This window comes from Lentzea sp. JNUCC 0626, assembly GCF_043632865.1.
Classification (GTDB): Bacteria; Actinomycetota; Actinomycetes; order Mycobacteriales; family Pseudonocardiaceae; genus Lentzea.
Window position 1 is genome coordinate 8,099,377 of sequence record NZ_CP171635.1, and the last position, 21,875, is coordinate 8,121,251.

At 67.9% G+C, this 21,875-nt stretch carries 23 protein-coding genes; 15 read left to right on the forward strand and 8 right to left on the reverse strand.

Going from position 1 to position 21,875, the window contains the following annotated elements; translation table 11 throughout:
• Nucleotides 1–46: 46 nt before the first annotated feature.
• From JNUCC0626_RS37725 to JNUCC0626_RS37740, 4 genes are all read left to right on the forward strand, one after another.
• Complete coding sequence (locus JNUCC0626_RS37725; RefSeq protein ID WP_394615452.1) at nucleotides 47–889, forward strand: SDR family NAD(P)-dependent oxidoreductase; 843 nt, start codon at nucleotides 47–49, stop codon at nucleotides 887–889.
• 79 nt (nucleotides 890–968) lie between these two features.
• Nucleotides 969–2,192: an NADP-dependent isocitrate dehydrogenase gene (locus tag JNUCC0626_RS37730; RefSeq protein ID WP_394615453.1), complete on the forward strand. Its 1,224-nt coding sequence runs from the start codon at nucleotides 969–971 to the stop codon at nucleotides 2,190–2,192.
• A gap of 198 nt (nucleotides 2,193–2,390) precedes the next feature.
• The gene (locus tag JNUCC0626_RS37735; RefSeq protein WP_394615454.1) at nucleotides 2,391–2,678 is read left to right on the forward strand and encodes a hypothetical protein; all 288 of its coding nucleotides are present in this window, start codon (nucleotides 2,391–2,393) and stop codon (nucleotides 2,676–2,678) included.
• Between the two features lie 152 nt (nucleotides 2,679–2,830).
• Complete coding sequence (locus tag JNUCC0626_RS37740; RefSeq protein ID WP_394615455.1) at nucleotides 2,831–5,425, forward strand: LuxR C-terminal-related transcriptional regulator; 2,595 nt, start codon at nucleotides 2,831–2,833, stop codon at nucleotides 5,423–5,425.
• Between the two features lie 28 nt (nucleotides 5,426–5,453).
• Here the strand turns inward: JNUCC0626_RS37740 and JNUCC0626_RS37745 are convergent, their stop codons facing one another.
• Nucleotides 5,454–5,768: a hypothetical protein gene (locus tag JNUCC0626_RS37745; RefSeq protein WP_394615456.1), complete on the reverse strand. Its 315-nt coding sequence runs from the start codon at nucleotides 5,766–5,768 to the stop codon at nucleotides 5,454–5,456.
• A gap of 164 nt (nucleotides 5,769–5,932) precedes the next feature.
• On the opposite strand from JNUCC0626_RS37745, the gene JNUCC0626_RS37750 reads away from it, so the two are divergent.
• Nucleotides 5,933–6,151, forward strand: a complete 219-nt coding sequence (locus JNUCC0626_RS37750; RefSeq protein WP_382443393.1) for a hypothetical protein — start codon at nucleotides 5,933–5,935, stop codon at nucleotides 6,149–6,151.
• Nucleotides 6,152–6,162: 11 nt separating this feature from the next.
• Nucleotides 6,163–6,957, forward strand: a complete 795-nt coding sequence (locus tag JNUCC0626_RS37755) for an exodeoxyribonuclease III (RefSeq protein ID WP_394615457.1) — start codon at nucleotides 6,163–6,165, stop codon at nucleotides 6,955–6,957.
• On the opposite strand, the gene JNUCC0626_RS37760 is transcribed toward JNUCC0626_RS37755, so the two are convergent.
• Complete coding sequence (locus tag JNUCC0626_RS37760) at nucleotides 6,945–7,439, reverse strand: hypothetical protein (RefSeq protein WP_394615458.1); 495 nt, start codon at nucleotides 7,437–7,439, stop codon at nucleotides 6,945–6,947. The genes JNUCC0626_RS37755 and JNUCC0626_RS37760 overlap by 13 nt on opposite strands.
• Nucleotides 7,440–7,650: 211 nt before the next feature.
• Between JNUCC0626_RS37760 and JNUCC0626_RS37765 the strand changes: the two genes are divergently transcribed.
• The 5 genes from JNUCC0626_RS37765 to yhjD all read left to right on the forward strand — a co-directional run bounded on the left by JNUCC0626_RS37765 (nucleotide 7,651) and on the right by yhjD (nucleotide 14,279).
• A complete protein-coding gene (locus tag JNUCC0626_RS37765) occupies nucleotides 7,651–9,279 on the forward strand; it encodes a TIGR03767 family metallophosphoesterase (protein WP_394615459.1) in 1,629 nt (542 codons plus the stop codon).
• A 63-nt stretch (nucleotides 9,280–9,342) separates the two neighbouring features.
• Nucleotides 9,343–11,865, forward strand: coding sequence for a bifunctional FO biosynthesis protein CofGH (locus tag JNUCC0626_RS37770; RefSeq protein ID WP_394615460.1), 2,523 nt, complete (start codon nucleotides 9,343–9,345; stop codon nucleotides 11,863–11,865).
• A gap of 124 nt (nucleotides 11,866–11,989) precedes the next feature.
• Nucleotides 11,990–12,181, forward strand: a complete 192-nt coding sequence (locus tag JNUCC0626_RS37775; protein WP_394615461.1) for a hypothetical protein — start codon at nucleotides 11,990–11,992, stop codon at nucleotides 12,179–12,181.
• A 27-nt stretch (nucleotides 12,182–12,208) separates the two neighbouring features.
• Entirely contained in the window at nucleotides 12,209–13,255 is a 1,047-nt protein-coding gene (trpS, locus tag JNUCC0626_RS37780; RefSeq protein ID WP_394615462.1) for a tryptophan--tRNA ligase, read from the forward strand.
• 37 nt (nucleotides 13,256–13,292) lie between these two features.
• A complete protein-coding gene (gene yhjD / locus JNUCC0626_RS37785; protein ID WP_394615463.1) occupies nucleotides 13,293–14,279 on the forward strand; it encodes an inner membrane protein YhjD in 987 nt (328 codons plus the stop codon).
• A 475-nt stretch (nucleotides 14,280–14,754) separates the two neighbouring features.
• Here yhjD and JNUCC0626_RS37790 read toward each other — a convergent pair whose 3' ends face one another.
• Nucleotides 14,755–16,023, reverse strand: a complete 1,269-nt coding sequence (locus tag JNUCC0626_RS37790; protein WP_394615464.1) for a D-alanyl-D-alanine carboxypeptidase family protein — start codon at nucleotides 16,021–16,023, stop codon at nucleotides 14,755–14,757.
• 62 nt (nucleotides 16,024–16,085) lie between these two features.
• Here JNUCC0626_RS37790 and JNUCC0626_RS37795 point away from each other — a divergent pair, with 62 nt between their 5' ends.
• Together JNUCC0626_RS37795 and JNUCC0626_RS37800 are read left to right on the forward strand one after the other, a co-directional pair.
• Nucleotides 16,086–16,313, forward strand: a complete 228-nt coding sequence (locus JNUCC0626_RS37795) for an SCO4848 family membrane protein (protein WP_030478462.1) — start codon at nucleotides 16,086–16,088, stop codon at nucleotides 16,311–16,313.
• A 9-nt stretch (nucleotides 16,314–16,322) separates the two neighbouring features.
• Nucleotides 16,323–16,673, forward strand: coding sequence for a hypothetical protein (locus tag JNUCC0626_RS37800; protein ID WP_394615465.1), 351 nt, complete (start codon nucleotides 16,323–16,325; stop codon nucleotides 16,671–16,673).
• A 108-nt stretch (nucleotides 16,674–16,781) separates the two neighbouring features.
• Here JNUCC0626_RS37800 and JNUCC0626_RS37805 read toward each other — a convergent pair whose 3' ends face one another.
• Nucleotides 16,782–17,264, reverse strand: a complete 483-nt coding sequence (locus tag JNUCC0626_RS37805; protein ID WP_394615466.1) for a hypothetical protein — start codon at nucleotides 17,262–17,264, stop codon at nucleotides 16,782–16,784.
• On the opposite strand from JNUCC0626_RS37805, the gene JNUCC0626_RS37810 reads away from it, so the two are divergent.
• A complete protein-coding gene (locus tag JNUCC0626_RS37810; protein WP_394615467.1) occupies nucleotides 17,257–17,448 on the forward strand; it encodes an LPXTG cell wall anchor domain-containing protein in 192 nt (63 codons plus the stop codon). The genes JNUCC0626_RS37805 and JNUCC0626_RS37810 overlap by 8 nt on opposite strands.
• Before the next feature lie 39 nt (nucleotides 17,449–17,487).
• Nucleotides 17,488–18,402: a hypothetical protein gene (locus JNUCC0626_RS37815; protein ID WP_394615468.1), complete on the forward strand. Its 915-nt coding sequence runs from the start codon at nucleotides 17,488–17,490 to the stop codon at nucleotides 18,400–18,402.
• A 61-nt stretch (nucleotides 18,403–18,463) separates the two neighbouring features.
• On the opposite strand, the gene JNUCC0626_RS37820 is transcribed toward JNUCC0626_RS37815, so the two are convergent.
• The 4 genes from JNUCC0626_RS37820 to sdhC are packed head-to-tail and all read right to left on the reverse strand — an operon-like array spanning nucleotide 18,464 to nucleotide 21,855.
• Nucleotides 18,464–19,246, reverse strand: a complete 783-nt coding sequence (locus JNUCC0626_RS37820; RefSeq protein ID WP_394615469.1) for a succinate dehydrogenase iron-sulfur subunit — start codon at nucleotides 19,244–19,246, stop codon at nucleotides 18,464–18,466.
• A complete protein-coding gene (sdhA, locus tag JNUCC0626_RS37825) occupies nucleotides 19,246–21,000 on the reverse strand; it encodes a succinate dehydrogenase flavoprotein subunit (RefSeq protein WP_394615470.1) in 1,755 nt (584 codons plus the stop codon). Before sdhA ends, JNUCC0626_RS37820 begins: the two co-directional genes overlap by 1 nt.
• A gap of 22 nt (nucleotides 21,001–21,022) precedes the next feature.
• Entirely contained in the window at nucleotides 21,023–21,430 is a 408-nt protein-coding gene (locus tag JNUCC0626_RS37830; RefSeq protein ID WP_285643312.1) for a succinate dehydrogenase hydrophobic membrane anchor subunit, read from the reverse strand.
• Between the two features lie 2 nt (nucleotides 21,431–21,432).
• Entirely contained in the window at nucleotides 21,433–21,855 is a 423-nt protein-coding gene (gene sdhC, locus JNUCC0626_RS37835; RefSeq protein WP_394615471.1) for a succinate dehydrogenase, cytochrome b556 subunit, read from the reverse strand.
• Nucleotides 21,856–21,875 lie beyond the last annotated feature (20 nt).

Below are 21,875 nucleotides of genomic sequence, written 5' to 3' on the forward strand. Positions count from 1 at the left end.
AACTCCATATGTCCGGACAACCATCTCCATCCGAAGGAGCACGGACATGGCACAGGTTTGGCTCATCACCGGCAGTTCGCGTGGCGTCGGCCGCAAGACCGCGGAGGCCGTTCTCGCCGCCGGGCACCAGGTCGTCGCCACCGCCAGGAATCCGCGCGATCTCGACGACCTCGTCTCTCAACACGGCGATCGGGTCAGATCTGTTGCACTCGACGTGAGAAACGCGGACCAGGCGCGCGAGGCCGTGGCGACCGCGGTGCGCGAGTTCGGCCGGCTCGACGTGGTGTTCAACAACGCGGGCGCCGGCCGCGTGACGTCGATCGAGGAGTGCTCCGAGGAGGACTTCCGCGACCAGGTCGAGGTCAACCTGTGGGGCGCGGTCAACGTCACCCGTGCCGCGTTGCCGGTGCTCCGCGCGCAACGCTCCGGGCACTTCCTGCACGCCGGTTCGACCGCGGGCCACACCGCGCTCGGTGGCGGGCTCGGGCCGTACGTGATGTCGAAGTTCGCGCTGCGCGGGTTCAACGAGTCGCTGGCCGCCGAGTGCGCGCCGTTCGGGGTCCGGTCGACGCTGATCGAGCTCGGCGGCATGCAGACGGACTGGACCGGGAGCTCTCTGGTGGTGACCGGGCACGGACCGGACTACGTTCCGACTGTCGGGGTACTGCTGGGCATGGTCCGCGGCGCGGACGGCAACATGCCCGGCGATCCAGCCAAGGCGGCGAAGGTCATGCTCGACGTGGTAGCCATGGACGAGCCGCCCCTGTGTCTTCTGCTCGGCAGCGACGCGGTGGATATGGTGCGCCTGGCAGACCAGGCACGGAATGCGGAAATCGACAAGTGGGAGCACGTGAGCCGGTCGACCGACCGCAACCCTGAATCGGTGTAACCAGGGTCGCAGGCGCGGGTGGGCGGTTTACCAGTACGCTTGTCTTGCTTGCATCGTCGCGAGAGGAGCGCCCAGGGTTATGGGCAAGATCAAGGTTCAGGGCACCGTCGTCGAACTCGACGGCGACGAGATGACCCGGATCATCTGGCAGTTCATCAAGGACAAGCTGATCCACCCGTACCTGGACGTCACTCTGGAGTACTACGACCTGGGCATCGAGCACCGGGACGCCACCGACGACCAGGTCACGATCGACGCCGCGAACGCCATCAAGAAGCACGGCGTCGGCGTCAAGTGCGCCACGATCACGCCTGATGAGGCGCGCGTCGAGGAGTTCGGCCTCAAGAAGATGTGGGTCTCGCCGAACGGCACGATCCGCAACATCCTCGGCGGTGTCGTCTTCCGCGAGCCGATCATCATCTCCAATGTCCCGCGGCTGGTCCCGGGCTGGACGAAGCCGATCATCATCGGCCGTCACGCCCACGGTGACCAGTACAAGGCCACCAACTTCAAGGTGCCCGGCGCCGGCAAGCTCACGATCACGTTCCAGCCGGAGGACGGCTCGGACCCGATCGAGCACGTCGTCACCGAGTTCCCGGCGGAGGGCGGTGTGGCGATGGGCATGTACAACTACAACAAGTCCATCGAGGACTTCGCCCGCGCCTCGTTCTCCTACGGCCTGCAGCGGGGCTACCCCGTCTACATGTCGACGAAGAACACGATCCTCAAGGCCTACGACGGTGCCTTCAAGGACATCTTCCAGGCCGTGTTCGACGCCGAGTTCAAGGCGGACTTCGACGCCGCCGGCCTGACCTACGAGCACCGCCTCATCGACGACATGGTCGCAGCGGCCATGAAGTGGGAGGGCGGCTACGTCTGGGCGTGCAAGAACTACGACGGTGACGTCCAGTCCGACACGGTCGCGCAGGGCTTCGGCTCGCTCGGCCTCATGACGTCGGTCCTGATGACGCCGGACGGCAAGACGGTCGAGGCCGAGGCCGCGCACGGCACCGTGACGCGTCACTTCCGCCAGCACCAGGCCGGCAAGCCGACCTCCACGAACCCCATCGCGTCGATCTACGCGTGGACCCGTGGCCTCATGCACCGCGGCAAGCTGGACAACACCCCCGAGGTGATCCGCTTCGCCGAGGCGCTCGAAGAGGTCGTCATCGAGACGGTCGAGGCCGGTCAGATGACCAAGGACCTGGCCCTGCTGATCAGCAAGGACCAGGCGTGGCTGACCACCGAGGACTTCCTCGGCGCGCTCGACGAGAACCTCAAGAAGAAGATGGCGTCTTTCTGATCGCCTGATTCGAGTACGCGAGAAGGCCACCCCGGTCACGCCGGGGTGGCCTTTTTCGTGCGTCCGTCACCCGGTCGGTTCCTCTTGCGGGTGGTTGCCGCGCCGCGCCGTCCACGCGGGTCCCGCAGCCGCTATATCTGCTGTTCCAGGGCTTGTGCGTGCGGAGGCGTCGCGATGTTGGGTGTTCCGGTTCGGGGAATGATCGTCATTGGTGTGCTCGGGGTCGCCGGCGTGATGTACGCCGTGAACGGCGGCAAACCGATGGGCAGCGACACGTCGTCGGGGATCTGCAAGATCACCGTGACCGCGGACATCCTCAACGTCCGCTCGGGCCCCGGTGACATGCAGCCGATCGTGTCGACGATGCCGCGCGACGCCGTGGCCGACGCCCAGGGGCGCGTCGAGAACGGCTACCGCATGCTGAGCGACCGGCGCTGGGTCAGCCAGTCGTTCACGGCGCTGACCAGCGACTCCACCTGCAAGTAGCGAAAATTCCAGGGGTTTCCCGGTCCGGAAAGGCCTTTCCTGTCCGGGGCGGCCCTCTTTAGGATTGATCCGGCTGGCCTAGCGCGGGCAGCCGGAACACGCCGCCACGTGTTCGCAGTGCGTGCGGCGAAGGGACGTATCCGGTGGCGGTGGTGTCTGACCGCAAGCGGGAGCTCGCGATGGTGCGCGAGGTGCTGGAGAACGCCCCGGCGGTGGTGTGCGTCGAGGGCCGGGTGGGCCTCGGCAAGACGGCGGTGCTGGCCGAGACCGTGCGGATGGCCCGTGAGCTGGGCTTCTCGGTGTTCCGCGCGCAGTGCTCCGGCTCCGAGTCGGGGTTCCGGTTCGGCGTGCTCGCGCAGCTCTTCGAGAGCGAGGCCGACGAGATCCTCGCCGGGGGTGCCGACCAGGCCGCGTTGCACCGGGTGCACCGGCTGGTCCGCGAGCTTGCGCTCGACTCCCCGGTGTTGCTGGCGGTGGACGACGTCGAGTACGCCGACGAGTCGTCGTTGAAGTTCCTCTCCTACCTACGGCGTCGGCTCGGCGAGCTGCCGGTCGTGGTGGTGGTGACGCGCGGTCTCGTTGATGAGCCGCCATTGCTCCGTGAGGTGGTCGGGGACGCCGTGCGCGTTCGGTTGCGCGGTCTCGACCAGCTCGCGTGCGGCCGGTTCCTGCGCACGTTGTTCTCGGCCCAGGTGCCGGACGACGTCGTCGCGGACTGGCGGGTGGCGACCGGCGGCAACCCCTTCCTGCTCGGGCTGAGACCTCGTGACCTGGGCGAACGGTCCGGGGAACTGGTCGCGCGGCTGGGTGCGGGCGGGGCTGACGTGGTGGCGCTGGCCCGGTCGTTCGCGGTGCTCGGCGGGGCCGACCTGGCGCTGGCGGGGGCGGCCGCGGGGTTGGTGCCCGAGGAGGCCGCCGAAGCGTCACGGGCGTTGGGTGGCATGGGGTTCGCGGGCGTGCCGATGGTGATGGCGACCCTTGCGCAGAGCACGACTGCGTTGGACCGTGCGGCGATCCACGCGCGCGCGGCACGGTTTCAGCACGATGACCAGGCGTCTGCCGATGAGGTCGCCACGCACCTGCTGGAGGCTTCGCCTCTGGGTGAGGAGTGGGTGCGGGACGTGCTGCTGTCGGTGGCTCGCCGGTCTACTTCGGACAGAGCGATCGCCTGTCTGCGCAGGCTGTTGCGCGAGCCGTTGCCGGACGACCTGCGCGGCGAGGTGCTGGTCGAGCTGTCGGAGGCGCAGTCGCTGGTCGATCCCGGGGCCGCCCGCGCGTCGCTGACGAAGGCCGCCGGTGCGTCGATGGACGTGCCGGCCGAGGGGCGGATGGCGTTGCTGCTGGCCTACGACCTGGCCGGGCGGGGGCTGTACCGGGACGCGGTCGCGAAGGTCGAGTCGGTGATCGCGCGAGTGTCCGGTGTGGACTCGGACCTGGCTCAACGGCTGGACTTGTACGCGTTGTCGCTGGGGATGGAGGAGTCGTTCTTCTCCGGCGAGGTGGAGACGCGGATCGCGCGGCTGGTGGGGTCGCGGATGACCTCGGCGAGCAACACGCGGTTCCTCAACACGGTGCTGGCTTATCGCGGCGCGACGATCGGGGCGAATCCCGGGGAGACGCGCCGCCGGGTGCACGCGGCGTTGCCGGTGCGGATCGGGCGCGACCTGATCGACCAGTTCTCGTTCGCGCACATGATCGTGGCGTTGGTCGGGATCGACGAGTACGAGCTCGCGGACCGGCAGTGCGACGAGGCGTTGCGGGTGACGTCCGAACGTGATCTGGGGCTTTGTGCTGCTCTGGTGCAGGGACTGCGGTGTCACGTGGCACGCCGGCTGGGGTTGCTCGCGGTCGCGGAACAGCTCGGGCTCGCGTCGTTGGCGCGGCTGGATTCCCTTGGGGCGCACCAGGACGACAACGTGGTGGCCGGTGTCGCGGGACTCGTCGGCGCGTGGGTCGACACGGGCGACACGGTGTCGGCGTCGGCGCTGCTGCGTGAACGGTCCCTGGACGGCGACCTGCCCGAGTACTCGCACTACACCGTGCTGCTGCACCAACGCGGTCGCCTGCATATGGCGTTGGGCGACCCGGTTTCCGCTCTGCGCGACCACCTCGTGTGCGGCCAACGGATGGAACGGCGCGGCGCGCGCAACCCGTCGTTGCAGCCGTGGCGTTCGCACGCGGCGTTGGCGCACATGGCGTTGGGGGAGCACGACCAGGCGTCGTTCCTGGCGTTCCAGGAGCTCGAAGTGGCCCGCGACTGGGGCCTTTCCGTGCCCGTCGGCGTTGCGGCACGGGTCGCCGGTGTGGTGTCTGGCGACTTGGAGTTGCTGGAGGAGGCCGTCGTCGTGCTGCGCAACACCCCGGCGCGGCTGGAGCTGGCGCGGGCGTTGGTCGACTGGGGCGTGGGCCTGCGGGTCGCCGGGCGCCGACCGGAAGCGCTGGCGGCGTTGCGGCAGGGCCACGACGTGGCGAAGCGGTGCGGCGCGATCTCGTTGATGGGCCTTGCTTCGCGGGAACTGCGCGCGGCGGGCGGACGTCCGGCGCGCGTGCCGTCGGGTTCGGTGCTCACCGCGCAGGAAGACCACATCGTGCGCCGCGCCGTGCACGGCCTGACGAACCGGCAAATCGCGGCCGAACTTTTCGTGACGCCACGAGCCGTCGAACTGCATTTGACCCGCGCCTATCGAAAACTGGGTATTTCCGGCCGCCGAGATCTGGCCGCCGCATTGGAGAAGGCCGGCGCGTGAGGGCGGCGCCGGCCTTTTCCCGCCCCACTTACTTCAGGACGATGATGCCCAGTGCGACGACCTTGCCGCCCAGCTTGATCCCCTTGACGTCGACGTCCGCGCCGACCTTCAGCTCGCCGGAGATGATGGTCTTGACGAGGTTGTAGTCCACGTCCACCGTCGTGGAGGCGTTGACCTTCACCTTGATGGACTTGCCGTGGACGACCGCGATGACCTTGCCGGTCACGTTCGCGGAGGCCTCGGCCGAGGCCTCGGTGACCGGAGCCGCGAACGCCTGCGCGGCACCACCGAACAGCACGGCGGTGGCGGCGAGACCGGCGAGAACACCCTTGATCGCGTTCATGTCTTCTCCTTGGTGCTTTGTGCTTCGGGGATTTTCTGGGCCCGCCAGAAACATGCCCGTTGAATACCCGCACGATCAATGGATCGCCTTCAACGTTTCGTTCTCGCCGAAGTCCGCCTTTGCATCGGTGAACGACTTCGGTGGCGTGTGGCAAACTTGCGGGCATGCTGAGGAACGTGTTTCGGTGGGGCAGAGGCAAGGGCGTCGCGCAGTGCTCGTGCGACCCGGAGTGGCAGGGCCTCTACACGGAGATCGACGGCCAGCGCCAACTAGCGCTGCCGCGCGACGAGATGGCCACCATCGTCGGCTACCTCGACCTCACCGCGCACTGCGCCGGCTGCAACGCCGAGTACCCGAAGCCCTGGGGCCTGGCCTCCAAGTAGGCTCCTCCGTCGTGCTCACGGTCTCCACGGTCAACGTCAACGGCCTGCGCGCCGCCGCGAAGAAGGGCTACCTCGAGTGGCTCGCGACGTCCTCCGCAGACGTCGTGTGCCTCCAAGAGGTCCGCGCGGAACCCATCGAACTCGCGCCCGAGGTCCACTCACCCTCCGGCTGGCACGGCGTGTACGCCCCGTCGTCCCTGAAGGGCCGCGCGGGCGTGGGCATCCTCTCGCGCGCAGAACCGACATCGGTCCGTGTGGGCTTCGGCACCGCCGAGTTCGAGTCGAGCGGCCGCTACGTGGAGATCGAACTCCCCGGCGTCGTCGTGGCGTCCCTGTACCTGCCGTCCGGCGACGTGGGCACCGAGAAGCAGGACGAGAAGGACCGCTTCATGGCGGCCTTCCTCCCGTACCTCGTCTCGCTGCGAGAGAAGGCGGCCGTATCGGGCCGTGAGGTGCTCGTGTGTGGTGACTGGAACATCGCGCACCAGCAGGCAGACCTGAAGAACTGGAAGACGAACCAGAAGGAGTCCGGCTTCCTGCCTTACGAGCGGGAGTGGATGACCTCCGTCTTCGCGTCGGGCTACAACGACGTGATGCGCGCGCTGCACCCCGACGTCACCGGTCCGTACTCGTGGTGGTCGTACCGCGGTAAGGCCTTCGACAACGATTCTGGGTGGAGGATCGACTACCAGGTGGCGACGGACGGGCTCTTGGCTCGTGCGCAGACCGCCGTGGTGGAGCGGGCCGCGACCTACGCCGAACGCTGGTCGGACCACGCGCCCGTGACGGTCACCTACTCCGACTGACGACGACTGCTGCGCGTCGCCCACAGGTGCTGGATCCCCAGTCCGGCACCGGCGAGCCCCACCGCCCCGAAGATGAACGGCAGCGCGTACGGGTACCCGTTCTGCCCCTGGTCCGTGAACACCTCACCGGGGGTGCCGATGTCGAACGCGCGGATCGTGTCGCCCTTCTTCAGGCCACGCGGCATGCCGCTGCGCACGTGCACGCCCGTGAGTGCCACCTTGCCGTCGTCGCTGGTGAACGATCCGGTGCGGGTGTAGCAGCGGACCGAGCACTCCGGCACGTCGCCGACCACGTAGGTGCCCGCCGTGCCGACGGCGTTGGCGATCCTGAAGGCCTTCGGGACGCTGGGGACGCTCAGGATCAGGAAGAGCACGCCGACCACGATCGCGATGATCGCCACCAGGTCGTTGCTGTCCGACTCCTCCTCGGGGCTCCTGTGCTCGCGCTCGTCGTTCGGCTTGGGCAGAAAGTCATCGTCCAAGACACACCCCCTGTGTTGGGCAACCACGCTTCAACGTCAACCGCGAGGTGCCTGTTGCACCTACTCCGGGTGACCCAGCCCGACCAGCCTTTATCGCTCCTGTCGCCCACCTGACGGCTCGATTCAACCCGCCGGTTCCCCGAATATGAAGACGATTCAGTACTCGAATCAAGGGGGCGGCATGGCAGGGCTCAGGCGACGGTCTTTCCTCATGGCGATGGGTGTGGGCGCGGCGGGCGTGCCGTTGCTCCCCGGCCAAGCGTTTGCGGACACGGCGGGCACCACGCTCGAAACGACGGCCACACCCATCGGCACCAGCGGTTATCGCAGGCTTCAGGCGGGACCGGGCTGGCCGACGGTCGTCCGGAACGACCTGGTCGCGGCCAAGGTCAATCGCGAGGCTCGGCGCAGTGCGCTCACCAGCTTCGTGCAGTTCAGCGACATGCACATCTGCGACGCTCAGAGCCCGCTCCGGTTCGAGTACCTGCACCCGATCATGGGCAGCAGCGCGCACCGGCCGCAGGAGGCGCTCGCGACGCAGGGGTCGACGAGCCTGGTCAAAAGGGTCAACGCGGTCCGCAACGGTCCGCTCACCGGCAGGCCGTTCGACTTCCTCATGACGACCGGGGACAACACCGACAACCACGAGAACGTCGAGCTCGACTGGTTCCTCACGGTCCTCAACGGCGGCAGCATCACGCCCAACACCGGCGACAGCCGCTACGAAGGCGTGCAGAACGCCGGCATCAGCACGTTCTGGCAGCCGGACCTGAGCGGCGGCGACGACTACAAGGCCAAGGGCTTTCCGCAGCTCAACGGCCTGCTGGACGCGGCTGTCCGCAGCTTCACGAGCCCCGGCCTGACCATCCCCTGGTACTCGACGATCGGCAACCACGACGACAGCGTCGTCGGCGCGCTGCCGGACGGGCTGCTCGACAGCTGGTACACCGGCCGCAAGAAGATCGTCGGCTTCGGCGACCCCGTGCAGAACGCCAAGGTCGCGCAGGCGTTCAACGACCCCAAGGCGATCCCCGAGGCGATGGCGATCCTCGCCAGTGGCGGCGTCGTCCGCACCGTGACGCCGGACAGCAGACGACGGCTGTTCAACACCGGTGAGTTCGTGAGCAAGCATCTGCCGACGGGCGGTCACGGTTACACGGACGCCAACGCCGATGGCGTGGACGTCTTCTACACGTTCCGGATGGCGCCCGGTGTCACGGGCATCAGCATGGACACCACGAACCTGGCCGGCTTCTCCACGGGCTCCATCGGGCTGCACCAGCTCAACTGGATCGAGAAGACCCTCAAGCGCAACAGTTCGCTCTACTACGACTGGCTCGGGCTGCCGCAGCGGCAGAACGTCACGGACGAGCTGTTCGTGCTCTTCAGCCACCACACGAGCAGCACGATGGGCAACATCCTGCCGGACCGCCGACGGCCGTTGGACCCGCGCATGACCGGCGACGCGCTCGTGAACCTGCTGCACCGCTTCCCGAACGTCCTCGCGTGGGTCAACGGCCACACACACCGCAACGTCATCACGCCGCACCGGCACAAAACGCCGTCCCGCAGCTTCTGGGAGATCAACACCGCCGCGCACGTCGACTACCCGCAGCACGCCCGCGTCATCGAGATCGCGGACAACGCCGACGGCACGTTGTCGCTGTTCACGACGTTGCTTGAAGCCGATGCGCCGTACCAGGTCGACTACGACGACAGGTCCGACACGGCCCTCGCCAGCCTGTGCCGCGAGTTCACCTACAACGACATCCACTCGCGCACGAACCCCCTGGGCACACCACTGGACCGGAACACGGAACTGCTGGTGTCCGTGCGCTGACAGTGGGATGTCCCACACCCAACCCGCAGTGATCAGGAATTTCAGCGGCCTAAGGTCGTTGACGTGGCAGTGGACATCTCGCTAACCCCACCGCAGCCCCGTCCGAGCGCGGCGGCCATGAGGCGTGCGCTGCGCCGGGCCTCCGACGGCGCGGTGCTCGACGCGACGGAAGCCGCCGTGTTGTTGCACGCGCGCGAGGACGACCTGGACGCGCTGCTGACAGCCGCGGGCAAGGTGCGGGACGCGCACCTGCTCGCGGAGGGGCGGCCGGGGGTGGTCACGTACAGCCGGTCGGTGTTCATCCCGCTGACCAGGCTGTGCCGCGACCGGTGCCACTACTGCACGTTCGCGACCGTGCCGCACAAGGTGCCCGCCGCGTTCCTGGAACGCGACGAGGTGCTGGCGATCGCGCGGGCCGGCGCCGCGCAGGGGTGCAAGGAAGCGCTGTTCACCCTCGGCGACCGGCCGGAGGACCGCTGGCCCGCCGCCAAGGAGTGGCTGGAGGCGCGCGGCTACGAGTCCACTTTGGACTACGTGCGGGCGAGCGCCATCGCCGTCCTGGAGGAGACCGGCCTGCTGCCGCACCTCAACCCCGGCGTGCTGAGCTGGGAGGAGTTGACGCGGCTGCGGCCCGTCGCGTCCAGCATGGGCATGATGCTCGAGACCACGGCCGAGCGGCTGTGGAGCGAGAAGGGCGGCCCGCACTACGGCAGCCCCGACAAGGACCCCGCGGTCAGGCTGCGCGTGCTCACCGACGCCGGGCGCGTGAACGTCCCGTTCACCACCGGAATCCTCATCGGCATCGGGGAAACCATCGCCGAACGCGCCGAGTCGCTGCTCGCGATGCGTCAAGTCGCGAAGCAGTACGGGCACATCCAGGAAGTCATCATCCAGAACTTCCGCGCCAAGCCGGACACGGCGATGCGCGGCATGCCCGACGCCGACCTGACCGAACTCGCGGCGACGATTGCCGTTGCGCGCCTTGTCATGCCGTCGACCGTGAGCGTGCAGGCGCCGCCGAACCTCGTGGGCGGCGAGTTCGACCTCATGCTCCGCGCGGGCGCCGACGACTGGGGCGGCGTCTCGCCGATCACCCCCGACCACGTGAACCCCGAGAAGCCGTGGCCGCAGGTCGACCAGCTCGTCGACATCACCGCGCAGGCCGGTTTCTCCTTGCAGGAACGGCTGAACGTCTACCCGCGCTACGTCCGCGCGGCGGCCGGGCAGTGGATCGACACGAGGCTCACGGCCCACGTTTCCGCGCTGGCACTGGAAACCGGCCTCGCGAACCCGGAAGCCGAAGTCGTCGGCCGCGAGTGGCAGGAGCCGGACGGCGGCCTCGACACGTTCGGTCGCGCGGACCTCAACACCGCGATCGACACCGAGGGCCGCACGAGTGACCGCCGCGGCGACTTCGACGAGGTCTACGGCGACTGGGACGAGCTGAAGATCCCCGTTGCGCCCCAACGACTTTCCGAAGACGTCCAACGTGGACTGAAGATCGCGGCGAACGACCCTGGGGCGTTGCTGGACGACACCGACGCCGCGATGGCGTTGCTGACGGCCGACGGCGACGCGCTCGAAACCATGGTCAAGCTCGCCGACGACCTTCGCCGCGACGTGGTCGGCGACGACGTCACGTACGTCGTCAACCGCAACATCAACTTCTCCAACGTCTGCTACGTCGGCTGCCGGTTCTGCGCGTTCGCACAACGTGAACGGGACGCGGACGCCTTCAGGTTGTCGACCGAGGACGTCGCCGACCGCGCGCAGGAGGCGTGGGACGACGGCGCCACCGAGGTCTGCATGCAGGGCGGCATCGACCCCAAGCTGCCGGTGACCTACTACGCCGACGTCGTGCGCGCGATCAAGAAGCGCGTGCCCGGCATGCACGTCCACGCGTTCAGCCCGATGGAGATCGTCTCCGCCGCGGCGAAGGCGGGCGTGAGCGTGCGTGAGTGGCTCACGGAGCTGAAGGAAGCCGGTCTCGACACGATTCCCGGCACGGCGGCCGAGATCCTCGACGACGACGTGCGGTGGGTGCTCACCAAGGGCAAGCTGCCGACCGCGACCTGGCTCGACGTCGTCGGCACCGCCCACGAGCTGGGCATTCGTTCGTCGTCGACGATGATGTACGGCCACGTCGACCACCCCGGCCACTGGCTCACGCACTTCCGCGTCCTGGCGAAACTGCAGGACCGGACCGGCGGGCTCACCGAGTTCGTCGCGCTGCCGTTCGTGCACCGCAACGCCCCGATCTACCTGGCGGGCGTTGCCCGTCCGGGCCCCAGTCGCCGGGACAACCGGGCAGTGCACGCGTTCGCGCGCCTCGCGTTGCACGGTCGCGTCGGCAACATCCAGTGCTCGTGGGTGAAACTCGGCGACGAAGGCACCGCGGAGATCCTCAACGGCGGTGCGAACGACATCGGCGGCACGTTGATGGAGGAGACCATCAGTCGCATGGCCGGGTCCGAACACGGGTCGGCGCGCACGGTGAGTGAGCTTGAGACCCTGGCATCACTAGCAGGGCGTAACGCGCGTCAGCGGACTACGACATATGGGCGAGTGCGAACCGATCATCAGTGACCGATAGTCTGAATCGGCGCGCAAGACGCTACCGGTGATCGGTAGCTTGGCGGCCATTCAGTCAGCGAGGTTCACCCGTTCCGGGGTGGATCTGTGCCATGGGGAGGCTCGGCAAGTGCACGGCATGAGTCTTGTAGTGAGCGCTGCGGTCGAGAGCAGCATGACCGGCACGGCCGCTGGTCCCGTCGGTCTGGTCGCGGTCGCGGCGGGTGTCGGCGGCCTGGTGTACGGCCTGGTCAAGAAGCGCAAGCCGGCCCCGGTGATCGCTGCCAACCAGCGCATCGACCTGGCGCAGCCGGACACCACGCAGAGCTGATCCGGCTGGTCTGAGAAGATTTCGTCCGTGTCCACGGAGAACGCCCCCGCAGAAAGCACGACCGCAAGCACGACCGCGCCCGTCAAGCGCCCTCGCGTCCTGTCCGGCATCCAGCCGACGGCCGGGTCGTTCCACCTCGGCAACTACCTGGGTGCGGTGCGGCAGTGGGTGGCCCTGCAGGAAGCGCACGACGCGTTCTACTGCGTCGTCGACCTGCACGCGATCACCGTGGAGCAGGACCCGAAGACCCTGAGGCAGAACACCCGCGTCTCGGCCGCGCAGCTGCTCGCGCTGGGCATCGACCCGGATCGGGCGACCCTGTTCGTGCAGTCGCACGTCCCCGAACACGCCCAGCTCGGCTGGGTCATGCAGTGCATGACCGGCTTCGGCGAGGCGGCGCGGATGACGCAGTTCAAGGACAAGTCCGCACGCCAGGAGCAGTCCGTCGGCGTCGGCCTGTTCACGTACCCGATCCTGCAGGCCGCGGACATCCTGCTGTACCAGGCGCACTACGTGCCGGTCGGCGAGGACCAGCGCCAGCACCTGGAGCTGACCCGCGACCTCGCGACGCGCTTCAACTCCCGCTACGGCAAGACGTTCCGCCTGCCCGAGGCGTACATCGTCAAGGACACGGCCAAGATCTTCGACCTGCAGGACCCGACGTCGAAGATGAGCAAGTCCGTCCCCGGCGGCGTCGTCGAACTGCTGGAAGACCCGAAGCGCTCGGCCAAGAAGATCCGCTCGGCCGTCACCGACACGGGCCGCGAGGTGCTGTTCGACGTCGAGAACAAGCCCGGCGTCTCGAACCTGTTGACGATCTACTCGGCGTTGACGGGCCGTTCGGTCGAGTCGCTGGTCGTGGACTACGACGGCAAGGGCTACGGCGACCTGAAGAAGGACCTCGGCGAGGTCTTCACCGACTGGGTCACGCCGGTGCAGGAACGCGTCCGCACGTACCTCGACGACGTGGCGTCGCTCGACAAGATCCTGGCCCAAGGTGCCGAGCGCGCACGTGAGGCCGCGTCGGGCACGTTGCGCCGCACCTACGAGAAGATCGGCTTCGTTCTTCCGTAATCTGCCTGGGTACTGCAAGTGCACTAGCGTCTTGCTCGTGGACAAGTGGCGGCAGAAGTACGCATGGCTCGACCACATCATGCGTGCGTACGAGCGGTTCGATCAGAGGTACGGCACTCAGCACGCCGCTGCGGTCACGTACTTCAGCGTGCTCTCCCTCGTGCCGATCCTGATGATCGGCTTCGCGGTCGCCGGTTTCGTGCTCCAGTCACAACCTGATCTGCTGATGTCGTTGCGGGGCAGCATCGCCGAGGCCGTGCCCGACCAGCAGTTGCGCACCCAGATCAACGAGGCCGTGGACACCGCGCTGGAGTCCAAGGGCACCGTCGGCATCATCGGTCTGCTCGGCGCCGCCTACTCCGGCCTCGGCTGGATGAGCAACCTCCGCGACGCCCTGACGGCCCAGTGGGGCCAGGCGAAGGGCGAGCTGCCGTTCCTCGGAACGCTCTGGCGCGACCTGCTGGCGTTGGTGGGGCTGGGGCTCGCGATCGTGCTGTCGTTCGGCATCACGGCTCTGGGGTCCGGGTTCGCCGAGCAGGTGCTGGAGTGGGTGGGGCTGGGCGAGGCCGGGTGGGCGCACGTGCTGTTGCGGATCGGCACGATCATCCTGTCGTTGCTGGCCAACTGGATGGTGTTCCTGTGGGTGCTGGCCCGGTTGCCTCGGAAGCCCGTGGGGTGGCGGTCGGCGTTGCGCGGGGCGTTGGCTGCGGCCATCGGGTTTGAGGTGTTGAAGCAGGCTGCCACTGTTTTCTTGTCGTTCACGACCAAGTCGCCTACCTCGGCCGCGTTCGGGTCGGTGATCGGTGTGCTGGTGTTCGCGAATCTGGTGGCGCAGTTCGTTTTGTTCATCACGGCTTGGACGGCTACTGCTCGGGAGAATCTTGAGCCTGCGGTGGTTGAGGCTCCGCCGCCTGCGGTTATTGCTCCTGTGGTGTCGGTTCGGTCTGGGCCTTCGCCTTCGTTGATGGTGGGGGTGGGGGCCCTGGTTGGTGCTGTGGTCGGGATGCGGTGGCGGCGTCGGTAGGGCGCGTTTGCCGGGTGCCGTTGCGTTCCAGCGGGGTTGGTTGCGTCCCACAGTTCGTGTCGCCTTGCGAGGGTGGTCCATCAGGCAGTGACGAAGTGAGCGGGGTTGCGATTGGGGCTTGACCTTGAGCCTCTAGCTGGATGCATTCGCGGCCTCAAGAGCCGGGGGATAGAAGCTCCCCGGCCGGACCGGACAGGTTGGCATCCAGCCCCTCAAGGTCAAGCCCCAATCGCCATGAGCGGCGGAATCGCTTCCCAGAGCTGATCAGCCCGTTCGGGCTCGCTGCGCTTCGCCACGCCAGGTTTCGTAGGTGGTTGGCTTGCGTTGGTGGCCGCCGGTTGCGTGCGCGCGCCGGGCCAAGACGGTGGTCACCTTGCGTTCGCGACTGCGGTTGGTTTGCCCAGACGCGAAACGGCCCCGGTAGTGGTGTTTCCACTGCCGGGGCCGTTCGTTCTGGGTTGTGCCTGGATGGGCCTCAGAAGCCTTGTGCCGCTTGTGCGGCCTGTCGGCGGGCTCGGGCTGCCTTGGCTCGCTTGTTGCGCAGGACGAGGACCAGGGCCGCCACTAGGGCCAGTCCGGCCGCTGCGGTGATCGGTAGGCCCACCGTGCCGAACGCGGTCGGGGTCGGGCGTCCCGTTTCGGGGTCGGTGCCTGCCGCCACGTCCGTGCTGTCGTTGGTGCTTTGGGTCGGGACGACGTTCTGCTTCGGCTGCGGGGCGCCGTCCACCAGCTTGCCCACGCCGCCCGGGCCCATCGCGAAGCCGTAGTCGAGGAGCTTGCCCGCCTGGTTGTCGATGCGGGTGGGGGTTTGCTGGCCGCGCAGCAGGACGACGACGAGGCGGCGGCCGTTGCGTTCGGCTGCTCCTACGAACGTGTGCTGGGAGTCGTCGGTGAAGCCGGTCTTGCCGCCCAGGGCTCCCTCGTAGTTCTGGAGCATCTTGTTGTCGTTCAGCAGCGGGATGGTGCCCCCGTTGCGGCCCGGGAAGGTCGACTGCGGGAGCTTGATGGCCTGCGCGAACTCGTCGTACTTCATCGCGCCGCGGAAGATCAGGCCCACGTCGTAGGCCGAGGTGCTGGTGCCGGGGCCGTCGAGGCCCGACGGGGTGACGGCGCGGGTGTCGAGCGCGCCGAGTTCCTTGGCCATCGCGTTCATCTTGCGCAGGGCGTTCGGGACGCCGCCCAACTGGCGGGCGAGGGTGTGCGCCACGTCGTTGCCCGAGGTGAGGAGCAGGCCGTGGAGCAGTTGGCGGACCGTGTACTGGCCGCCGTCCTTCAGGCCCACGCAGGTGCACTCCTGCTGGGTGTCTTCCGCGCTGGCGGTGACGACGAGGTCGCCCCGCAGTTCCTTGGCGACGACCATCGCGAGGAGCACCTTCATGATGCTCGCGGGGCGCTGACGGCCGTGCGGGTCGTACGCGGCGATGACTGCGCCGCTGTCGATGTCCGCGAGCATCCACGAGGCGGCGGTGATGCCGCTGGGGGGCTGTGCGGAGTTCGGCGGCAGGATGAGGCCGCATTCGCCCAGCCTGTCACCGCCGATGGGCTTCTCCGGCACTTCCAGCGCCACCGGGGCCTTCTGGCCCGGCGCCGGCTGCTCGGACGTGTCCACCGGGGGCGGAGGGGTCTCGCGGTTCGCACACTGCGCCGAGCCGGCGGCCTGCTGTGCGGTGCTCGTCGGTGCGGCGAACGCGGCGGTGGCCGTTGCTAGGACCAGGGCGACGATGAGCCGTTTGGGGAAGGGCACGCCCCCCAGGCTATCCACCCCCGTTTAGCGGCTTGCACGCAGCACGTCAGATACTGGGTGTCGTGAAGCTCTCGCGCCCGATGTCACTCTTCCTGGTGGCTTTCGGAGTGTGGTCGTGGGTGATCTGGCCCACGTTCCTGAAGAACATCTGGAAGGACCCACGTTCGTTTAGCGACGGACCTACCGCCTTCTTCACCGTGCACCTGGTGCTGGTGATCGCCTCGCTCGTGTTCGGCACCGTCATCGGGGTGCTGGGCGTGCGGGGTTTCCTGGCCACTCGACGTCGATAGGGAAACGCTGTGGAGTTCGTACGCCTGTTGCTGGTGTTCCTGCACCTGCTCGGCATGGGCATGCTCGTCGCGATGATCATGTTGCAGGCCAAGGCCGGCAAGGACGCGCCGGTCAACAAGGGCTGGCTGCACGGCGCGGCGCTGCAGCTGCTGACCGGTGTCGCGCTGGTCGCCATCGACCCCCTGGTCGACTCGGTCGAGTACGACCACATCAAGATCGGCGTGAAGCTGCTGGTGGTCGTGGCCATCGCGGCGGTCGTGGCGATCAACGTCAACAAGCCCAAGGCGCCGGCGTGGCTGATGCCGACCGCCGCGTCGCTGGTCGTGCTGAACGTGGGCATCGCGGTCTTCTGGACCTGATCGAACCCTGATCGGGGGATGTCGTGACCACTCGTGGGTGACGTGGGCCTGCTTTTGCCCCGACGTGCTGTACCCGCGCGCCACCATCCGTGGCATGTCACGTATCGCCTATATCGGTGTGCTCACCGCCGGGGCAGTGTTGACGCTCGTCTCACTGCACGGTGCCGCCCCGGAAGCTTCGGCCACCGGGGATGGCCAGGTGTGCTCCGCTGCGTGGTGCCCGAAAGAACGTCCCGGATGGCGTGCGCCGTCGCCGAGAGGTGAAGAGCCTCCGACGTCGTCCACGACCACCGTGACCACGACCACCACCCCGTGCACGACCACGACGACGCCGGTGACCACCACGACGACGTACACGACCACCACGACGGACTCCACGACGACGACCACGCCGTCGACGACCACCACCACGGATTCCACGACCACGACGACCGACTCGACGACGACCACCACGCCGTCGACGACCACGACGACGGACTCCACGACCACCACGACCGACTCGACGACGACCACTCCGCCGTCGTCGACCACGACCACCACGCCGGCGACCTCGACCACGACGTCCGGCACCACCACGCCCCCGGTGACCACGACCACCACCAAGCCGTGGCTCACGACGCCGCCGACCACCACCAAGCCCCCGGTCCACCAGGACAACCGCCTGGCCAACACCGGCACCTCGCCGGTGTGGACGCTGCTGCTCGGCGTGCTGATGCTCGTCGGCGGCTCGATCCTGATGCTCCTCGACCGCGCCAGGCGCCAGCCGCGGCGCTGACCGCCGAAAACTGTCGGTGCTCCTCGTCACACTGGTGACGTGCGAATCGAACACCTGCGCGAACGCAGCGATCTCGGCGTCATCAGTGCCGGCACCCTGAAGTCCCTGGGTGTCTCCAACCCGTGGCGAAGGTGCGTCCCGGGCGGACCGTGGCAGCGCATGTACCCAGGCGTGGTGCTGCTGCACAACGGTCCGCCCACCTCGGACCAACACCTGACCGCCGCCCTCCTCAGAGCAGGCCCAGGCGCTGCGGTGACGGGCGCTGAAGCCTGCCGCCGCCACGGCCTCCCGGCCAAGGGCCCCGAGATCCACCTGCTGATCCCAGGCACGGCCAAGGGCAGCGGCCAGCTGATCCTCGAACGCGCCGACCCGGTCCCGCCGGCCACCGACGTCGGCGGTTTCCCGGTCGTCGCGGCGGCGAGGGCCGTCGTCGACGCCTGCCGCTTCCTCCGCACCCAGGACGAAGCCACCGCCCTCGTAGCCGCGGCCGTCCAACGCAACCACTGCACAGTCGCCGACCTGGCAGCAGAAGCCCGCACCAACCGCTACGGCACCAACCTCGTCCGAAGCGTGCTGAAGGACCTGGGCAGAGCCGAGTCGGTGGCCGAACGCGACGCACGCCGTCTGAGCCGCAAGATCCGCCTGACCACCCAACACTGGAACGCCACCATCGCGGGCCCGGACGGCCTGGTCATCGGCAGACCGGACGCCTGGTACGACGACGTGGGCCTGGCCTGGGAGATCGACTCCCGCGCCTTCCACCTGGGTCCGCGCGACTACGAACGCACCCTGGCTCGCAACGCCCGCTACGCGGCAGCAGGAATCCTCGTCCTGCAAACCCTGCCCACGCGCCTACGTGACCACCCGCAAGCCGTGGCGCGCGAACTGAAGGCCGCCCACGCGGCCGCAGCGGCCCGCCCGCGGCCACCGGTGCACGTCGTGGAGGTGAGCTGACCCCGAGAACGCAGAAGCGCCGTGCCCCAACGGGAGCACGGCGCTTCGAAGAGCGGAACGATCAGACGCGCTTGAAGAGCAGGGCGCGCTTCACTTCCTGGATCGCCTTCGTCACCTGGATGCCGCGCGGGCACGCGTCGGTGCAGTTGAAGGTGGTGCGGCAGCGCCACACGCCGTCGATGTCGTTGAGGATGTCGAGCCGCTCCTCAGCGCCCTCGTCGCGCGAGTCGAAGATGAACCGGTGCGCGTTCACGATCGCCGCCGGGCCGAAGTACGAGCCCTCGGTCCAGTAGACCGGGCAGGACGTGGTGCAGCAGGCGCACAGGATGCACTTCGTCGTGTCGTCGAACCGCTCGCGGTCGGCGACGGACTGGATGCGCTCGCGCGTCGGCTCGTTGCCGTACGTCACGAGGTACGGCTTGACGGCGCGGAACGCCTCGAAGAACGGCTCCATGTCGACGAGCAGGTCCTTGTGCACCGGCAGGCCCTTGATGGGCTCGATGGTGATCGTGGTCTGCTTGTCGCCCTTCTGCAGCAGGTCCTTCAGCAGGACCTTGCAGGCGAGGCGGTTGACGCCGTTGATGCGCATGGCGTCCGAGCCGCAGATGCCGTGCGCGCACGAGCGGCGGAACGTCAGCGTGCCGTCCACGTACCACTTGATGTGGTGCAGGAGGTTCAGCACGCGGTCCGACGGCAGGGCCGGGATGTCGAACGAGTCCCAGCGGGGCTCGTCGTCGAACTCCGGGTTGAAGCGCCGGATCTTGACGGTGACCTTGACAGCGCCGTCCGGAACCGGCGGCTGGGAGCCGCGCGAGCCAGCAGTGGTTTCAGCGGTGGCGGTCATCAGTACTTGCGCTCCATCGGCTTGTACCGGGTAAAGGTCACGGGCTTGAAGTCCATGCGGATGTCCGCCGTCAGACTGTCGCCCTGCTTGTAGAACATGCTGTGGCGCATGAAGTTCGTGTCGTCGCGGTTCGGGTAGTCCTCGCGGGCGTGACCGCCGCGGGACTCCTTGCGCGCCAACGCACCGTGGACGAGCACCTCGGCGAGCTCCAGCAGGAAGCCGAGCTCGACGGCCTCCAGGAGGTCGGTGTTGAAGCGCTTGCCCTTGTCCTGCACCTGAATGTGCGCGTAGCGCTCCTTCAGGGCCTGGACGTCGTGCAGTGCCGTCTTCAGCGTGTCCTCGGTGCGGTACACGGACGCGTTGGCGTCCATGGTGGCCTGCAGCTCGGTGCGGATGTCCGCGACGCGCTCCTGGCCGTGCTCCGACAACGCCAGGGCGACCTGCGCCTCGACGACGGCGGCCGGGTTCTCCGGCAGGTCCACGTGGGACTCGCGGGAGTTGGCGTACTCCGCGGCGGCGATGCCGGCGCGGCGGCCGAAGACGTTGATGTCCAGCAACGAGTTCGTGCCGAGGCGGTTCGCGCCGTGCACGGACACGCAGGCGCACTCGCCGGCGGCGTAGAGGCCGGGAACGATGTTGTCGTTGTCCCGCAGCACTTCGCCGTGGATGTTCGTCGGGATGCCGCCCATCGCGTAGTGCGCGGTGGGGTACACCGGGACGGGCTCGACGACCGGGTCGACCGCGAGGTACGTGCGGGCGAACTCGGTGATGTCGGGGAGCTTCGTCTCCAGGACCTCGGCACCGAGGTGCGTGCAGTCCAGCAGCACGTAGTCCTTGTTCGGACCGGCGCCACGGCCTTCCAGCACCTCGAGGGCCATCGAGCGGGCCACGATGTCGCGCGGCGCCAGGTCCTTGATGGTCGGGGCGTAGCGCTCCATGAACCGCTCACCCGAGGCGTTGCGCAGGATCGCACCCTCACCTCGTGCGCCCTCGGTCAGCAGGATGCCGAGACCGGCGAGACCGGTCGGGTGGAACTGGTAGAACTCCATGTCCTCCAGGGGCAGGCCCTTGCGGAAGACGATGCCCATGCCGTCGCCGGTCAGCGTGTGGGCGTTCGACGTGGTCTTGAAGACCTTGCCGAAACCACCGGTCGCGAACACGACGGACTTGGCCTGGAAGACGTGGATCTCACCGGTCGCGAGCTCGTAGGCGACGGCGCCGGTGCAGACCGGGCCGTTCTCCGTCTCGGTCAGGCAGATGTCGAGCACGTAGAACTCGTTGAAGAACTCGATGCCGTGCTTGACGCAGTTCTGGTACAGCGTCTGGAGAATCATGTGACCGGTGCGGTCCGCGGCGTAGCAGGCGCGGCGCACGGCGGCTTCACCATGGTTGCGCGTGTGGCCGCCGAACCGGCGCTGGTCGATCTTGCCCTCGGGCGTCCGGTTGAACGGAAGGCCCATCTTCTCCAGGTCGAGAACGGCGTCGATGGCCTCCTTCGCCATGATCTCGGCGGCGTCCTGGTCGACCAGGTAGTCGCCACCCTTGATCGTGTCGAAGGTGTGCCACTCCCAGTTGTCCTCCTCGACGTTGGCGAGGGCGGCGCACATGCCGCCCTGGGCCGCGCCGGTGTGCGAACGCGTGGGGTAGAGCTTGGTGAGCACCGCGGTGCGGGCGCGCTGGCCGGACTCGATCGCCGCGCGCATTCCGGCACCACCAGCGCCGATGATGATCACGTCGTACTTGTGGAACTGCATTGTGGTGGGCTCCCCGCGCGGGTCAGTTCGAGATGTTCGGGTCGAAGGTGAAGATCACGAACGTGCCGAGCGAGATGATCAGGACCATCGACACGTAGAGCAGCATCTTCAACCAGAACCGGGTGGAGTCCTTGCGGGCGTAGTCGTTGATGACCGTCCGCACGCCGTTGCCGCCGTGGATCTGCGCGAGCCAGAGCATCGCGAGGTCCCAGAACTGCCAGAACGGCGAGGCCCAGCGGCCTGCGACGAAACCGAAGTTGATCTTGTGTACGCCGCCGTCGAGGATGTTCATGATGAACAGGTGACCGAGCACCAGAACCACGAGCAGCAGGCCGGAAAGGCGCATGAACAGCCAGCTGTAGAGCTCGCCGTTGCCGCGACGGGCGGCGGGGCGGCGCGGCTGGCGGGGCTTGTCGAGTGCGAGTGACATGGTCAGTGGCCCCCAACCAGCTCGGAGATCGTGCGCTGCATCATGAAGTAGAAGCCGGGGATCATCACGAGAACCCACACGACCAGCACGGACCACAGCATGACCCGCTGGTACTTGGCGCCCTTCTCCCAGAAGTCGACCAACATGACCCGGATGCCGTTCAGCGCGTGGTAGAGCACCGCGCCGACGAGGCCGACCTCGAAGAGGTTCACGACCGGGTTCTTGTAGAGCTCGATGACCGAGTCGTACGAGTTGGGCGACACTCGCACTAGGGCGGTGTCCAGCACGTGGCTGAAGAGGAAGAAGAACGTGAGGACACCGGTGATCCGGTGGGCGACCCAGGACCACATGCCCAGATCACCGCGGTAGAGCGTCCCACCCCCTCGGGTGGTGCCCGACCGCTCGGGTGCGCCTGCGCTGGTCATGCGCCGCGGCCTCCAACGTC

Excerpts from the sequence above, each read along its gene's own strand:
- JNUCC0626_RS37725 (WP_394615452.1), top strand. The coding sequence starts at position 47 with ATGGCACAGGTTTGGCTCATCACCGGCAGTTCGCGTGGCGTCGGCCGC.
- JNUCC0626_RS37730 (WP_394615453.1), top strand. The coding sequence starts at position 969 with ATGGGCAAGATCAAGGTTCAGGGCACCGTCGTCGAACTCGACGGCGAC.
- JNUCC0626_RS37735 (WP_394615454.1), top strand. The coding sequence starts at position 2,391 with ATGATCGTCATTGGTGTGCTCGGGGTCGCCGGCGTGATGTACGCCGTG.
- JNUCC0626_RS37745 (WP_394615456.1), bottom strand. The coding sequence starts at position 5,768 with ATGAACGCGATCAAGGGTGTTCTCGCCGGTCTCGCCGCCACCGCCGTG.
- JNUCC0626_RS37750 (WP_382443393.1), top strand. The coding sequence starts at position 5,933 with ATGCTGAGGAACGTGTTTCGGTGGGGCAGAGGCAAGGGCGTCGCGCAG.
- JNUCC0626_RS37765 (WP_394615459.1), top strand. The coding sequence starts at position 7,651 with ATGGCGATGGGTGTGGGCGCGGCGGGCGTGCCGTTGCTCCCCGGCCAA.
- JNUCC0626_RS37775 (WP_394615461.1), top strand. The coding sequence starts at position 11,990 with ATGAGTCTTGTAGTGAGCGCTGCGGTCGAGAGCAGCATGACCGGCACG.
- JNUCC0626_RS37820 (WP_394615469.1), bottom strand. The coding sequence starts at position 19,246 with ATGACCGCCACCGCTGAAACCACTGCTGGCTCGCGCGGCTCCCAGCCG.
- sdhA (WP_394615470.1), bottom strand. The coding sequence starts at position 21,000 with ATGCAGTTCCACAAGTACGACGTGATCATCATCGGCGCTGGTGGTGCC.
- JNUCC0626_RS37830 (WP_285643312.1), bottom strand. The coding sequence starts at position 21,430 with ATGTCACTCGCACTCGACAAGCCCCGCCAGCCGCGCCGCCCCGCCGCC.
- sdhC (WP_394615471.1), bottom strand. The coding sequence starts at position 21,855 with ATGACCAGCGCAGGCGCACCCGAGCGGTCGGGCACCACCCGAGGGGGT.